At 66.8% G+C, this 13,998-nt stretch carries 13 protein-coding genes; 5 read left to right on the top strand and 8 right to left on the bottom strand.

All coding sequences use genetic code 11. The features are described 5' to 3' along the window. Positions 1-120: 120 nt before the first annotated feature. A complete protein-coding gene (locus FDZ84_RS26165) occupies positions 121-573 on the bottom strand; it encodes an SPW repeat protein (protein ID WP_168588034.1) in 453 nt (150 codons plus the stop codon). 498 nt (positions 574-1,071) lie between these two features. Then, complete coding sequence (locus tag FDZ84_RS26160) at positions 1,072-2,025, bottom strand: manganese catalase family protein (protein ID WP_168588033.1); 954 nt, start codon at positions 2,023-2,025, stop codon at positions 1,072-1,074. Positions 2,026-2,730: 705 nt separating this feature from the next. Here FDZ84_RS26160 and FDZ84_RS26155 point away from each other — a divergent pair. Beyond that, positions 2,731-3,630 carry a trypsin-like serine protease gene (locus FDZ84_RS26155; RefSeq protein WP_168588032.1) on the top strand — a complete coding sequence of 300 codons (900 nt, stop codon included), beginning with the start codon at positions 2,731-2,733 and terminating at the stop codon, positions 3,628-3,630. Between the two features lie 118 nt (positions 3,631-3,748). Here the strand turns inward: FDZ84_RS26155 and FDZ84_RS26150 are convergent, their stop codons facing one another. From FDZ84_RS26150 to FDZ84_RS26135, 4 genes are all read right to left on the bottom strand, one after another. Next, entirely contained in the window at positions 3,749-4,063 is a 315-nt protein-coding gene (locus FDZ84_RS26150; protein WP_256413571.1) for a diguanylate cyclase domain-containing protein, read from the bottom strand. A gap of 125 nt (positions 4,064-4,188) precedes the next feature. Beyond that, complete coding sequence (locus FDZ84_RS26145; protein WP_246869231.1) at positions 4,189-4,752, bottom strand: cadmium resistance transporter; 564 nt, start codon at positions 4,750-4,752, stop codon at positions 4,189-4,191. Positions 4,753-5,104: 352 nt separating this feature from the next. Next, complete coding sequence (locus FDZ84_RS26140) at positions 5,105-5,761, bottom strand: hypothetical protein (protein ID WP_168588030.1); 657 nt, start codon at positions 5,759-5,761, stop codon at positions 5,105-5,107. A gap of 507 nt (positions 5,762-6,268) precedes the next feature. Then, positions 6,269-6,763, bottom strand: coding sequence for an AAA family ATPase (locus tag FDZ84_RS26135; RefSeq protein ID WP_246868433.1), 495 nt, complete (start codon positions 6,761-6,763; stop codon positions 6,269-6,271). A 200-nt stretch (positions 6,764-6,963) separates the two neighbouring features. Between FDZ84_RS26135 and FDZ84_RS26130 the strand changes: the two genes are divergently transcribed. From FDZ84_RS26130 to FDZ84_RS26120, 3 genes are all read left to right on the top strand, one after another. After that, positions 6,964-7,425: a hypothetical protein gene (locus tag FDZ84_RS26130; RefSeq protein ID WP_168588029.1), complete on the top strand. Its 462-nt coding sequence runs from the start codon at positions 6,964-6,966 to the stop codon at positions 7,423-7,425. A 280-nt stretch (positions 7,426-7,705) separates the two neighbouring features. Further along, positions 7,706-8,368, top strand: a complete 663-nt coding sequence (locus FDZ84_RS26125) for a response regulator transcription factor (protein ID WP_168588028.1) — start codon at positions 7,706-7,708, stop codon at positions 8,366-8,368. A gap of 3 nt (positions 8,369-8,371) precedes the next feature. Further along, positions 8,372-9,757 carry an ATP-binding protein gene (locus FDZ84_RS26120; RefSeq protein WP_168588027.1) on the top strand — a complete coding sequence of 462 codons (1,386 nt, stop codon included), beginning with the start codon at positions 8,372-8,374 and terminating at the stop codon, positions 9,755-9,757. Here the strand turns inward: FDZ84_RS26120 and FDZ84_RS26115 are convergent. Further along, entirely contained in the window at positions 9,733-10,689 is a 957-nt protein-coding gene (locus tag FDZ84_RS26115) for a TAXI family TRAP transporter solute-binding subunit (RefSeq protein WP_168588026.1), read from the bottom strand. The two genes, FDZ84_RS26120 and FDZ84_RS26115, sit on opposite strands and share 25 nt — an antisense overlap. A 30-nt stretch (positions 10,690-10,719) precedes the next feature. Next, on the bottom strand, positions 10,720-11,985 hold the full coding sequence (locus FDZ84_RS26110) for a dicarboxylate/amino acid:cation symporter (RefSeq protein ID WP_246868432.1): 1,266 nt from the start codon (positions 11,983-11,985) through the stop codon (positions 10,720-10,722). A gap of 381 nt (positions 11,986-12,366) precedes the next feature. On the opposite strand from FDZ84_RS26110, the gene FDZ84_RS26105 reads away from it, so the two are divergent. Beyond that, the gene (locus FDZ84_RS26105) at positions 12,367-13,803 is read left to right on the top strand and encodes an aspartate ammonia-lyase (protein WP_168588025.1); all 1,437 of its coding nucleotides are present in this window, start codon (positions 12,367-12,369) and stop codon (positions 13,801-13,803) included. Positions 13,804-13,998 lie beyond the last annotated feature (195 nt).

Below are 13,998 nucleotides of genomic sequence, written 5' to 3'. Positions count from 1 at the left end.
ACCCCCGGGTGAACGGGCGCCAGCAGCGGCTCCGAGGCCAAGATCATGCACATCGACGTCTTCCACTCCGAAGTCGTCTTCTGCGCTTCCACCGATCATGCACTCAGGCCTGAGGATGCCTCACCGAAAAGTTCCCCTTTCCGAACCGGGGCGTCGCACAGCTACCATCCCCGCGACTGCCAGGCCCAGGATGATCGACAGCGCTCCGACGACGACGTTGTTCCAGATCATCCCCACCGTCGGCAGACCGAAAGTGGTGACCCACGTCGCGATGATCAGCCAAATTCCGATAGGGGCCGCAGTCCAGCTGATGCCACCGCTGCGTTCCGGAGTTCCGGTTAGCCCCAGACCGATCGCCGTGACGATCAGTCCCAGGATGAGATTGTTCATGCTAAGCAATGGCTGAGAGCCAGCGAACCCGACAATCCAGGGCGAGACTGCGGTGTAGGCGCCGGTGAGCATGAGGGCAGATTCGCTGCCCGTAGTGGCAGGTGCGGCTAAGGCGGCTTCGTAGTCCCTGAGGCGCGAGGTCTCAGCCGTTGTGCGAGTGCCGCGTTGTTCCGGGGCAACCATGGCGTCTCATCTCCTCGTTTGCCTCGCAGATCTCCTGCTGCCCTCGAGTTTCCATCGTATGCCCTGGGCAAACGTCGGCCGATGGCGTTGCACCTTCCGTACCTTTTGAGTAATTTCTGCACCACTTACACCTGCAAAAAGCAGGAGCCCCAACAAGTTCGTTGCACACCACAGGAAACGGCCGTTCGCCGGAATTTGCGAGGAGCACAAGACCGCGACAATGATTGCCATAAACCAGATCGAGGATCAGTTCGCTGACGGCATGCCTGGCGTGGAGTATTCGGACGAGTGGTTCTTTGCTTTCGGGGCAGAAACCTCCCTGCCTACCTACCTGAACAGAACTGACCCGGCCCGCACGGGCCGGGTCAGTCCCACCGTTACCACCAAGGATGCCGAAACCCGGTAAGGGAACCGGCTTCCCCCGACTACCCGCACAACGAGCACCGAAACCTCAGTCAGCGCAAGCTGATCGATGCTTGGCCGCATCAGGGGTGCTGTTCACGCAGGTCCGTACCTTACCGGCTCGTCGGCCTCCGCTAGTTCCATCTCCGCTGTCGCTTGGATGAGTTCGATCAGCTCCGGGTCGAGACCTGGGCTGAATTCCTCCGGCCGCTCCGGCGCGATGCCGAAAGGCACGCCCTCCGGCGCTTGCGCCATGCGCAACACTTCGCCGTCGTGCGACGATGGCGAATTCCCCTGGAAAACCTTGGCCGCCTCGGACTGGTGGTCGAGGTTGAAGGTGTATTGCCTGTTGTGCAGACCTCTCTCGAGCAGAGTGGCGACCTCTGGGTACCGCTCGGCGTTCGTCTTGGGAATCGGCAACGTCTTGCCCCAGTTCACACCGAGGGTTTCCAGCGCCTTGGCATAGGCGTTCTCGTGCGCTTGGTCGCGAACGATGAGGTACGACACCGTCGATCGCAGCGTCTTGTTCGAACTCATCTCGTAGATGCGGCACTTCTGGAGCCTGCCGGTCGACTCGAGCATCAGGTTGTACAGCAGATCAAGCACGAGGTTACCGCTGTTGTAGACATACGAGCCCGACCAGGGATTGCCCACGGCGTCGACGGGCAGCGCACCTTGCGCGCCGACGAGCATGTGGTGGATATTGCCCTGTGCAAGGGCGTTCGACAACGGCGTCGCCCCCTTGGCACCTGGCTGATCGAGCGGCTCGTCCTTGGATCCCCGGTATCGCGGCGAACCATCGGTCAGCCGCGCGATCGTCGTGGCGATCAGCTCAACGTGGCTGATCTCCTCCGTACCGATGCCGTAGAGCAGATCTCGATAAGGTTTGCCCTCGGGACCTCGGAAGTTGAAGCTCTGGAACAGGTACTGCATCATCGTCCGCATCTCACCGAACTGGCCGCCCAAGCCTTCCTGCAAGGCGTTGGCAGCGCCGGGGTCCGGCTCGTCAGGAACGATCTCGTTGATCATCCGCTGTACGTGGAAGAACATGGCACCTCCCACCCCGGCACCGCTCTCCGCTTGGCGCGACGGGGGTAGCTGAGATCAAGCTCTGGATGGATGTGAGACGATTTCCGTCTCTGCTCGCTCGGTCCGATGCAGCGGCGCCAGAACTACGTTCCTTGGAGAGCCCGCCAAGAGCCAGCACCGTCCACGGTAGAAGCACCCGAGCCGCTTCGCCAACGCTGCCAAGGCAATTACAACCGGCTCGCCGCCGTTTCGGTTCACAGGTGGGCGGTCCGTTCGCGAGCAGACGGAACTGGTGGCAGTTGCTCATGCAAGCCCTGCGCGTGTCGCCCCGAGCAGGGTTCCGCAGAGCAGCACGGCCAACACGGTGATCACGGCGGGCACCCGAACTGTGCGGCCGATAATCCGAGGCACCAGCAGATAATCCTCGACAAACCGTTAGACCCGAAGAACCCCTGCGTTCACCCCCCGCATTTGCCGACATTCCGGCGTGACCCCCACCACACGTCGACCCGCCCCGCGAAAACCCCCGCGACGCAACGGATATCACCATCCAGCGGCCCGCCATCCTCACTGTCAGCACCTGATCGGACACCCCTCGCGATTGCTCCATTTGGCGTAACGAAATGTTCGTCCTGATGGGGGAGCATCGCCGGATACTTCGCAAACCCCCAGCTCCCGGCTCCTTCCGTTCCCCCGGCGCGGAGCTCGGGAACGGAAGGAGAGAACATGCCCCGAGGTTCTCTGATCCGAAGCATTCTCGCGTTCTCCGCGACGATGCTGGCAAGCCTGGCGCTCGCAGCACCAACCGCCAGTGCCGTGGCTACGCCGCTCATCATCGGAGGTACCCAATCGACGCAGACCTACAGCTTCATGGCGTCTATGCAGTCCACCGACGGCCAACACCACTGCGGTGCCTCGCTGGTCGACAAGCAGTGGCTGGTCACCGCCGCGCACTGCGTGGAAGGGCAACAGCCAAGCAAAGTCCAGTACCGGATCGGGACAACCGACCGCACCAGCGGCGGTGAGCTCGTCACGCCGGACAAGTTCGTGGCCCATCCCAAGTCAACGCAGAAGCAGGCCGGCAACGAAATCGCCACCGGCTACGACATCGCCATGGTCCACCTGTCGCAGCCGGTGGAGGCCCAGCCGATCAAGATCTCTGCCACGTCACCGCAGCCGGGCACCGCAGTGCGACTGCTCGGTTGGGGCCAGACGTGCGGGACGCCCAAGTGCGGCGAGCCGCCCGTGACCTTGAAGGAGCTGGCAACCAAGACGATCGCCGCGTCGAACTGCACCAGCTCGCAAGATCCCTTCGATTCGGCACGTGAGCTGTGCATCGACAACCAGAAGGGCAAGGTCAGCGCCTGCTACGGCGACTCCGGTGGCCCGGCGGTGGTGCAGGAGGACGACGGTCTCGCACTGGTCGGCGCGACCAGCCGCGGCCAAGCCGAGAACTGCGCGGAGAAGCCCGGCATCTACAGCAACCTCGTGGCGCACACCGACTGGATCAACGAGACCATTAAATCCGGAGGCTCGTCCAAGTCCCCCGGCAAGTCCCCCGGCAAGTCCCCCGGCCGTCTCCCCGACATGCCGTCGTTCCCGTCGGTGGCGCCGCGCAACCGGTAACCCGCCACCTACCGCGGACACCCGCAGCGAGCAGCGGGGGTCGTGAAACCGTCCGCGGACGGTTTCACGACCCCCGCACTCGTGCCTGAACCCGCCGTCGCAGTACCCAGCTGCGTCGTCATTCCGCTCTGCTCCGCTTGTCCTGGTACATCGCTTGATCAGCGTGCGCCAGTGCGTCGCTCGGATGTTGACCGGGGGCGATGCGGTGGTAGCCGATGCTGGCGGTGATCCGGACCGAGTTGTCTTCAGTTTCCAAGGCGACCGGCTGGGCCACCGCATCGGCCAGGTGTTGCACCAGTTCCTCGGGGTCGTGCGGTGGCGGGATGAGGAGGATGACGAATTCGTCGCCGCCGATGCGCGCGACCGTGTCGTCGTCGCGCACGCACCGGCGCAGCCGGTGAGCGGTGATGCGCAGCCAGGCTCTCCGGCGCATCGGCTGGTCTGGTTCACTCCGGCCCCAACGTGCTTCTGGCCGAGCCGACCAACAACCTGCCCCCGCGTCCCGCGCCGATTCGCCCCACGGAATCCGCCGACAGGCCGGGGGTGCTAGCGGATCCACTACGCGACATGAGCAAATACCCCGGTGCGAATGAGGATCGCCACGCCGATGGCGATGTAGACGACTGGAACCAGCCAGCGGCACACGCGGTCAAGGCCGCTGAGCACTCGCTTCCGGGTCGCGGTGAAACGGGCCACCAGGCACCACACCCCGATGAGCGCCAAGAAGACGACCACGGTCAGCGCGGTCTGCGCCGGCGGGAAGACGCGGAATGCGGCGCTGTAGACGCTGAGGTTGTCCGCCCCGTTGGCCACGACGATCGAAACGACCGACAGCACACCGATGGTCGGCAGATCCCGCTCCTGCTCGCCTGCCCGGACGGCCCGTACCAGCCCGTAGATTCCGAGCGCCAGCGGTAGCAGACCGAGCAACCCGATCCAGGACTCCGGCACGACCATCAACCCGATGGCCGCCAGCAGGCTCACCGCGATCAGGCACGTGGACCCCAGGTACTGACCGGCCGCGATCTGCCACGGGCGCGGGCTGCCCACCTGCGCGGAGCGCAAGAACAACGCGGTCAGCACGACCAAGCCGTCGATATTCGTAGCCGTCCACATCACCACTGCGACCAAGACCGCCGCACCCAAAACCACCACACGAGAAATGCTGGCCTGGCCGCATCCCGACGGCACCGCGACAATTCGCACGAACGAGTGACTGCGGCGGCGGATCTTCCGGAACGACGCTCAGCCGCGCCCCGGTCGGTGACCTCCGTTGGCGCGCTCCCGAAACCGTCCGCGCCTTCGCCAGGCATCCGGGGGCCACGAAGCGGCCGACCGCTGTCCGCGGCTCCGCCAAGGATCCGCGGCGTCGCTCACTCGGGTGGTAAAACCGAGTTGACATCGCTGCAACGTCCCGGCCCGCCAACCATGGTGTCGCTGCCACCGAGCTCGGTTCGCCTGCTACACGCGAAGATCACGGCATGGCGCGGCCGTCCATACGTGCTCGGTTTCGCAGTGCACGAGTACCGCGCTCCAGATGGGGGATGGAGACGCCATGGATGATGTTGTTCCGGCCCGGCCGGCTTTCGCCGAGCGGTGGCGTGGATTCGATCGAGCACAGGTCGCCGAACATCTCGACCTGCTCGAATCCGAGCTCCGCCAGCTCCGCGAGGAGCTTCGCTCCACAGACGAGGAGGAGCAGCACGACTCGGAGGTCGTCGAATTCGCGGAGGAACGTGCTGCCGCGATCATCGGCCAAGCGCGCGAGGAGGCCGCGAGGCTCTTGGCGGAGGCGGAGCGAACGGCCGAGCAGATCAGAGCGCAGGCTTGCGATTTTGCTCGCTGGTTGGCGGAGCGCCGGGCCGACCTCGATCGGGAGACCGCGTGCCGGAAGAGGGCGGAGCGCGAGCGCGAGCACCGTCTTCGGCGGAACGTTCAGAAGGAGTACAAAAGAATCACGGCGCTGGCGCAGGAGGATGCCGAGCGGCTGCTCGACCGGACGCGTCGACGCTGCGAACAGCAAGACGCCGCGAGCGAAGTGCGCTACCGGCGCATTTGCGCGAAGGCGGAAGAACGGAAACAGGAGACCGGCGCGGCCATCGATGCGTTGCTCCAGGAAGTCGTCAAACATTCGACTGCGTTGCGGGAGCTGAACCTGCCGAACGACGGGACTGGCGACGGCCACACCGCTCACCAGCCCGCGACCAACAGCCAGAACATTTAAAGTTGAAGGAAATCGATGTCCTTGTGATTCGTCCGCTCGTCGCTGCTCCGGCGCAGCGCCGCGGCCGCCGCGAATTTCGTGGTGATCGACTGCTCCGCTGTGCGCGCCAGCGGACGGTCGCATCACTTCTCGGACGGCTGGACCGCCGGACAGCGCGGTGGTGGAACGCGGAAAAAGTCCTAAGAGGACAGCCAACACAGGTGTTCCGAACGTCCGGACCGACGCCCCGTACTGCTCGTCCACGGGGACTACCCGCGCTTTGGGGGCATTGAGGGTGTATGGCTGAGCGAAGTAGGTTGCCACGTGCCGCGGGACTCTTGCCGACGGCGGCCGCGATCTCGTCGAAGCCATTGCCTCGAACAAGGACATCAACCGGACGCTGACACCGCAGCCCTGCAGTGCGACGCGAAAGAGTCAGTGGCGCGGCTGAACTGGGCCTGCGAGGGCCGCCAGCTGGTTGACCACATCAGAGAGCGGCTTCCGGGTGTCCATCTCCACAGTGGCCGATGCACGGAGCATCGGCTCGACCTGGACCGTGTCTGCCACGATCCGGTCACGTTCTTCGATGGATTTCCCGAAGGTGTTGGTATCACGGTGAGCCACGCGTTCCAGCAGCACCTCCAAGGGTGCGCTCAGCAGGACGATCTCGTCCAATCGCTGATAGAACCTGTGTTGGTTCCACACGGTGCCGGCGATGAACAGTGGTTCACCCGAACGCTCGTGCTCGGAAATCAGGACCTCGATCAGGTCTTCGCGCCACTGCGGCTCCACGCCGCCATCCGGACGGGGGATGCCCTCGATCCAGTCCCCGTAGTCGGTGTCCACCACCCGGTAACCCCGCTGACTCAACGCGTTCAGAGTGGTCGATTTGCCAGTGCCGGACATACCGGTCACCAAGATCACTGCCACTTGTTCATCCTAGAGGAGCTTGACGCGGGAAACCGGCGCCTCAATTCAGATAAATTCTCACGTTCTCGCGCGTCCGCCGGAAACCCAAGATGAGAAATATTCAAATTCACTCGGAATCCGCCCCGGAATCAGTAGGCGAGAATTAGGCCATCCGGGGCACGGTCCTATCCTGCCAATGGAACCTTGTTTAACCTCTGTCCATGATGGACCCGGCGTTTCCGACCGACGAGGATGCGCAATCGATCCTGTCCTTCGCGCAGGCCGCATTGGACGCCCACCTGCACGACGGCCTGGCCGCGCTCAGGCACCTGATGGACCTCAACGAAGCCCACGGACCCGCCGGCATGTACTTGGCCACGGTGCTCCTGGCGGCGAACCTCGATCACATGCTGGTCGAACCGCCCACCGGGACGAGCACCGGTTTTGACGAAGCCGCCGGTGCTCGCGATGTTCTCGACGCGCTGAACTTCGCCGCCGCCGTCCACGCCAAGAACCGCCCGAGCGCCGACTCCATCTGGAACAGGCTGGTGACCGAACAGCGGCCCGTGGACCTCACGATCGCAATGTTGCACCTGCACAAGAAGCTCCGCGCACAGGGCGAGCACCCGGACAAGCCCCGGAGACCGCACTGGGGCCACGAGAACGATCGCCAACCCCGCTAACGCGCTGAACTCCGCGAGGCGCACTCCGGCCTCGCATAAACATCCACAGTGGACTCGATGAGCGTGGCGTGCGTGTGTGCCGCGTCCCGCCCGCGCAACCACCGGTTGACTCACACGCAGGCCGCGATTGGCAGCGCAGGCCGCCAGCACAGTCCGATCAGCAGGTACCCGACCGCCCAGGTGGCCTGGTTCGCCGCGATGTCGAACGCCTCGCGGTCGGCCCGCAGCTCCGCGCGGGTGGTGTCGTCACTCCAGCGTCGTGCGGGGTGACAATGGCAGGGTGTTCCTGCTGATCGTTGAAGACGACGACCGCGTTGCGTCCGCGTTGACGGCGGTGCTCGACCGGCACGGCTTCGACACCGACCGCGCGCGAAGCGGTGCACAGGCGCTGGAGGCGTTGTCCGGCGATCCCGATCTGGTGTTGCTCGACCTCGGGCTGCCCGACACCGACGGTTTCGAGCTGTGCCGCCAGATCCGGCAGCGGTTCGCCGGTCCGATCCTGATCGTCACCGCCCGGACCGACACCAGGGCCCGGATCCACGGCCTCAACCTCGGGGCCGACGACTACGTGGTCAAGCCCTACGACGTCGGGGAGCTCATCGCGCGCATCCACGCGGTCGCCCGGCGCAGCGAACCGCGCCGGAACCCCGTCACCCGCACGCGGCGGGCCGGGCCGATCAGCGTCGACGTCGATACCCGCGAGGTCACCGTCGACGAGGTTCCGGTGCAGCTCACCCGCAAGGAATTCGACCTGCTGGCGATGCTCGCGCGGCAGCCCGGCGTGGTCTTCACCAGGGAGCAGATACTCAGCGAGGTGTGGAGCACGCACTGGCAGGGCAGTCAGCGCACGCTGGAGGTGCACGTGGCCTCGCTGCGGGCGAAGCTCGGCATCCCGGACGCGGTGCAGACTGTGCGCGGTGTCGGGTACCGGTTGAGGCCGTGAACCATGCGCGCCCGGATCATGACGCTGCTGCTTTCGCTGGTGGTGTGCTTGCTAGTCGCGCTCGGTGTGCCGCTCGCGCTGGCCGTGGCCGCGCGCCAGACCGAGGACGTGTTCATCGACCGCCTCAACGACACCGAGCGCTTCGCCGCGCTCACCGAGCAGGCGGCGACCGATGTCGACCTGCCGTGGCTCACCTCGGAACTCACCCGCTACGACGAGGTGTACGGGATCAACGCCACCGTCCTGGACCGCGACGGTTCGGTCCGGGCCAGTTCGGCCCCGCCCGGACCGGGGCTGGCCTCAGATCCGGCCGTGCGCGCGGCGCTCGCGGGGCGGCGCAGCGAGGCTCCCCGGTGGATACCACCGTGGCAGGGCGAGCCGCTGGTGGTCGCGGTGCCGGTCGTTCGCGCCGGGGACGTCGTGGGGGCGGTGGTGACCGTCTCACCGACCGCTGCGCTGCGGCAGCAGGTGGCGTGGTGGTGGGCGCTCGTGGCCGGTGGCGTTCTCGTCGCTGTCGCGGTGTGCGTGCTGATCACCGGGCGGTTGACCCGGTGGGTGCTTCGGCCGGTGCACGACCTCGACAACGCCGCGCACGACATCGCACGGGGGTGCTTCGACGCTCGCGTCACCGGCGCCAGCGGACCACCGGAGCTGCGCCGCCTCACAACGTCCTTCAACGACATGGCCGACGCCGTGCAGACGTCGTGGCAACGGCAGCGTTCCTTCGTCTCCGACGCCTCGCACCAGCTCCGCAACCCGCTGAGCGCGCTGCTGCTGCGCCTCCAGGCGGTGGGTATGGATCTGCCGCCGGACCAGCGCGAGGACTGGGCGAGCGCGCAAGAAGAAGGCCGCCGCCTCACCCGCGTCCTGGACGAGCTGCTGGCCCTGGCGACGGCCGAGGAACCGACCTCACCGCCCGAAGAAATCCTGCTGGACGACCTGGTCGACGAGCGGATCTCGGCGTGGCGGCCGGTCGCCGCGGAACGCGGCATCCGGCTCGGACGCAGCGGGGCCGCCGACGTTCGCGGTTTCGCCGACCCCACCGCGCTCGGCAGCGCGCTGGACGCGATCCTCGACAACGCGATCAAGTTCAGCCCAGGCCGGTCGCGGGTGACCGTGCACGTCGAACCGGCCGAGCAAGCCGTCGTCGTCAGCGTCCTGGATGAAGGAGCCGGACTCGGGGAGGACGAGCTCGGCAGGATCGGCAACCGGTTCTGGCGCAGCCCGCGGCACCAGAATGTCGAGGGTTCGGGGCTCGGCCTGAGCATCGCGAAGGCGCTGCTCGCGTCCTTCGGCGGGCGTCTGGAGGTGCGCAACCGCGAACGCGGGCTCGCCGTGTCCGTCCACGTGCCGGCCCTGCCGGGTCAGGGCTTGACCGCCCGGAAGTAACGCAGTGCACCCTCGTGCAGCGGCACCGGGCTGGTGGCGATCGCGGCGCGGATGTCGAGCTGGGCGGCGGTGGGGACGGCGTTCTCCAGCCGCTGCCGGTTGACGAAGATCAGCTCGATGACCGCTCGGACCAGGACCGGATCGGTGGCCGCGCTGGTCACCAGCAGGTCGGGCACGGCGATGGTGTCGACGATTTCCGCGTTCGAGTACACGCCGCGCGGGATGCTCGCCACGCGGTAGTGGGGACCGTAGCGGGCCCGCATCGGTTCGAGCAGTTCGCCGAGCGGGACCAGCCGGAGGGGGCGCTGCCGGGACAGCTGCGCGATGCTGCGGGTGGGAAGCCCGCCCTGCCAGAACAGGGCGTCCAAGCCGCCCCGGTCCAATGCCGTCAGCGCCTCGCTGATCCCGAGCCGGACCTCCGCCACGCGACCGCGCAGCCCGCCGACTTCCAGGACGCGGCCGGAGACCAGTTCACTGCCCGAGCCGACGGGCCCGACCGAGACCTGCCGCCCGGCCAGGTCCGCAACCCGGCGCACCGGCGATTCGCCGGCGACCACCAGGTGCACGTAGTCGTCGAACAGCCGCCCCACGGCCTGCGGTGGCTGGCGCAGCGCGAAGGGCGGCAGGCCGTGCTGAGCCGCGGCCGCCGCGTCCAGCGCGGCCAGGCCGAAGGTGCCGGCGGATTCGGCCGCGCGGCGCAGGTTGTCCACGGTGCCGCTGGTGGTAGCGGTCGACACCCGCGCCTCCGGCAGCCCGTCGGCCAGGACCGCGGCCAGTTCCCGGCCGTACTCGAAGAAGAACCCCTTCGTCTCCCCGGTGGCGACCACCACCGCCGCCCCGGGCGCGGGTTCGGCGTGTTCGGCGAGCGAGCAGCCTGCTGCCACCGCCACCAGCGACAACAGGCTGCGCCTGGTCAGCTTCCCCGGTTCCACTCGGTCATCATGCGCTCGTGCGCAAGCCGATCACCGGGTGGGTTCGCGGTTGCTCCTGTCGAGCACCGCGGCGGCCAGGGAGTTGCCGAACACGTTCACCGCGGTACGCGCCATGTCCGCGAGGAAGTCGACGCCCATCAGCAACGCGATCCCCTCGACGGGAAGCCCCAGGCTCTTGCCCGCGGCCATCAGCACCACGATCGACGCCGACGCGACACCCGCCATGCCCTTCGACAGCACCACCAGCACGAGGACCATGGTCAGCAGAGTGCCGATGCTCAGGTGCAGGTCGTAGGCGTTGGCGAGGAACACCAGCGCCACCGCCTGGTACAGCGTCGAACCGTCCGTGTTGAACGAGTAGCCCAGCGGCACGACGAACGACGACGTGCTGCGCTTGATCCCGTGCTTCTCCAGCCTGGCCAGCAACGGAGCCAGCACCGCCTCCGAGGAGCGGGTCACGAAGGCGATCCCGGCCAGGCCGCCGACCGCGCGCAGCAGCGGGACGTACCGGACGCGGAAGACCGCGGCGATGAGCGGGAAGAGCACCAGCATGATCACCGCGAGCCCGAGGTACACGACGCCGAGGAACCCGAGCAGGCCCTTGATCCCGGACAGGCCGTAATGCGCGACGTCGTAGGCCAGGAATCCCAGGATTCCCAGCGGTGCCAGCCGGATCACGAAGCCGACGACCTTGAACATCACCTCGCTCACGGAGTCGAGGACGGACCGCACCGGCGCGGCCTTCTCCCCGATGGCGGCCAGCCCGACGCCGAAGAACACCGCGAACACGAGCACCGCGAGCAGGTTGCCCTCGCCGAACGCCTTGAACACGTTGTCCGGCACGGCGTGCAGGAGCAGCTGGGTGAAGTCGACTTCGGCGGGCTTCCCCTGTCCCGGCAGCTTCCCGACATCGCCGCCGGTCATGGACATTCCGCTGCCGATGCCGAACGCGGTCGCCAAGCCGACCGCGACGAAGAGGATCAGCGTAGTGACGATCTCGAAGTACAGGATCGTCCGCCAGGCCAGCCGCCCGAGGTTCTTCACCGATTCCATCTGGGCGATTCCCAGCACGATGAGGGGAAAGACCAGCGGCAGCACGATCATCTCTACGAGCCTGATGAACACGTCTCCGAGGACCTTCAGCTGCTCGCCGGCATCCGGGGCGGCGAACCCCACCGCCGCGCCGATGACCATGGCCAGCAAGGCCTGCACTCCCATGGGCACCCGCCACCACCGACGTTTCCGGCCGGCCGAATGATCCGCAAGCAGCGGAGCAGTCTGGAAACTGGTTGTCACGCGCTCAGCACCTCCTCCGGGTTCCGCCGCGCTTCCACGGCGTCCACGTTGGGGCGAGACGGTAAGCACTTCCCGCGCCGGCAGTCACCGAAGTTGAGCAAGAGTTGAGCTTTCTCCCGCCCCTGCGGGACTTGAGCAAGATCTGAGCTTTCCCCGAAGCACCGGCCGTGACCGGCGAAAACCCGTACCCCGGTGGTCATTTCGCGGTTGCCTCGCCGTTGACCGGGGTTTGCGGTTCGGGCAGCATTCCGATGTGCGGCGAGGGCGGCAGAAAATCCGCAGGAACGTCCACTCCGGACTCCGCCGTCGAGCTGCCCGGGCCCGATCGCCGCCACGCGCCGCACTTGAGCTCGGAACGCCCACCGGTGGAATGGAGACGTCATGACCAGCCGCGCTGCGCGGAACGAGCACGACCTCATCGGAGATCTCGAGGTGCCCGGCGACGCCTACTACGGCATCCACACCGTGCGAGCGGTGGAGAACTTCCAGATCAGCGGCACCCCGATCGCCGCGTACCCGGACTTGATCAACGCACTCGCCGCGGTCAAGCAGGCCGCGGCCGGCGCCAACCGCGACCTCGGCCTGCTCGACCCGCAACGGGCCGAAGCCATCACCACCGCCTGCAGCGAGATCCGCGGCGGATCGTTCCACGACCAGTTCGTGGTCGACGTGATCCAGGGCGGCGCTGGCACCTCGACCAACATGAACGCCAACGAGGTCATCGCGAACCGGGCGCTGGAACACCTCGGGCACGCCCGCGGCGACTACGACCACCTGCACCCGTTGGAGCACGTCAACCTCGGGCAGAGCACGAACGACGTCTACCCGACCGCCATCAAGCTCGCGCTCATCTCGGGCCTGGACCGGCTGGGCTCGGCCATGGGTGGGCTCGCCGATGCGTTCCACCGCAAATCCGCCGAGTTCGCCACCGTTCTAAAGATGGGGCGGACCCAGCTGCAGGACGCCGTGCCGATGACCCTGGGGCAGGAGTTCGAGGCGTACGCGATCATGCTCGGGGAAGACCGGCAGCGCCTCGCCGAAGCCACCGAGCTGCTGCTGGAGATCAACCTCGGCGGCACGGCCATCGGTACGGGGATCAACACGCACCCCGACTACGCCGTGCGCGCCTGCACGCACCTGGCGGAGATCACCGGAATCCCCGTTCGCACCGCGGAGAACCTCGTCGAAGCCACCCAGGACGCCGGGGCGCTCGTCCAGCTCTCCGGAGTGCTCAAGCGCGTCGCGGTCAAGCTGTCCAAGACCTGCAACGACCTCCGCCTGACCTCATCGGGGCCACGGGCCGGGCTCAACGAGATCAACCTGCCTGCCGTGCAGGCCGGATCCAGCATCATGCCCGGGAAGGTCAACCCCGTCATCCCCGAGGTCGTAAACCAGGTCGCCTTCGAGGTCATCGGCAACGACGTCACCGTCACCCTCGCCGCCGAAGCCGGTCAACTCCAGCTCAACGCCTTCGAGCCCATCATCGTTCACAGCTTGCTGAAGTCCCTGACCCATCTCACCGCGGCGTGCGACGCGCTCGACACCCGATGCGTCTCCGGGATCACCGCCAATCAGAGCCACCTCGACGCGACCGTGCGCAACTCGATCGGACTGGTCACGGCGCTGACCCGCTACCTCGGCTACGCCAACGCCACCACCATCGCCCAGCAGGCGCTCACCACCGACCGCACCATCACCGAACTGGTCACCGACACCGGCCTGCTCTCCTCCACCCAGCTCGAAACCCTCCTCCAGCCCGAACAGCTCACCCGGCCACGCCGCCTGGAGAACTCGATGGCGGAGGAAGCGAACGGCTGAACCGGCCACCGGTCACGACGTGGGGCCGACGGGAGCCGCATTGGTTCAGCGGAAAACGTTGGGGTCTCGGTCCACGTTGCGCGTTGGGTGACTTTCGACCGTCCAGCGCATCGACCTTCGCCGCCGGAATGAAACTCCGCAGCAGGCCGTCACCCGGGGTGGGCGCAATTTCTCGCGAAATTGCGCCCACCCCGG

The sequence above is a fragment of the Saccharopolyspora sp. ASAGF58 genome (assembly GCF_012277335.1).
Lineage (GTDB): Bacteria > Actinomycetota > Actinomycetes > Mycobacteriales > Pseudonocardiaceae > Saccharopolyspora > Saccharopolyspora hattusasensis.
The sequence above is the reverse complement of the archived record's forward strand: the minus strand, read 5'-3'. Positions and strand labels throughout refer to the sequence as shown.

Bases quoted from the DNA above. Each gene is read 5' to 3' on its own strand.
- FDZ84_RS26165 (WP_168588034.1), bottom strand. From the start codon at position 573: ATGGTTGCCCCGGAACAACGCGGCACTCGCACAACGGCTGAGACCTCG.
- FDZ84_RS26160 (WP_168588033.1), bottom strand. From the start codon at position 2,025: ATGTTCTTCCACGTACAGCGGATGATCAACGAGATCGTTCCTGACGAG.
- FDZ84_RS26155 (WP_168588032.1), top strand. From the start codon at position 2,731: ATGCCCCGAGGTTCTCTGATCCGAAGCATTCTCGCGTTCTCCGCGACG.
- FDZ84_RS26150 (WP_256413571.1), bottom strand. From the start codon at position 4,063: ATGCGCCGGAGAGCCTGGCTGCGCATCACCGCTCACCGGCTGCGCCGG.
- FDZ84_RS26140 (WP_168588030.1), bottom strand. From the start codon at position 5,761: ATGTTTGACGACTTCCTGGAGCAACGCATCGATGGCCGCGCCGGTCTC.
- FDZ84_RS26130 (WP_168588029.1), top strand. From the start codon at position 6,964: ATGATGGACCCGGCGTTTCCGACCGACGAGGATGCGCAATCGATCCTG.
- FDZ84_RS26120 (WP_168588027.1), top strand. From the start codon at position 8,372: ATGCGCGCCCGGATCATGACGCTGCTGCTTTCGCTGGTGGTGTGCTTG.
- FDZ84_RS26105 (WP_168588025.1), top strand. From the start codon at position 12,367: ATGACCAGCCGCGCTGCGCGGAACGAGCACGACCTCATCGGAGATCTC.